Below are 244 nucleotides of genomic sequence, written 5' to 3'. Positions count from 1 at the left end.
CAAACCCGCGAGCAGCAACTTGAAGTTATGACAGGCTGTCGCACCGGGCAAATCCGCCTGCTTTATATCGCGCCGGAACGCCTGATGCTAGATAACTTTCTTGAGCATCTGGCGCACTGGAATCCGGTGTTATTAGCCGTTGATGAAGCGCACTGTATCTCCCAATGGGGCCACGATTTCCGCCCGGAATACGCTGCCCTCGGTCAGCTGCGTCAGCGGTTCCCGACGCTCCCGTTTATGGCGC

1 pseudogene is annotated in these 244 nt (G+C 57.4%); it reads left to right on the top strand.

Going from position 1 to position 244, the window contains the following annotated elements:
• Nucleotides 1-244: pseudogene (locus tag SB765_RS32795) on the top strand (ATP-dependent DNA helicase RecQ); the annotation flags it as partial.

The sequence above is a fragment of the Pseudomonas sp. SIMBA_067 genome (assembly GCF_046534675.1).
Classification (GTDB): Bacteria; Pseudomonadota; Gammaproteobacteria; order Pseudomonadales; family Pseudomonadaceae; genus Aquipseudomonas; species Aquipseudomonas putida.
The sequence above is the reverse complement of the archived record's forward strand: the minus strand, read 5'-3'. Positions and strand labels throughout refer to the sequence as shown.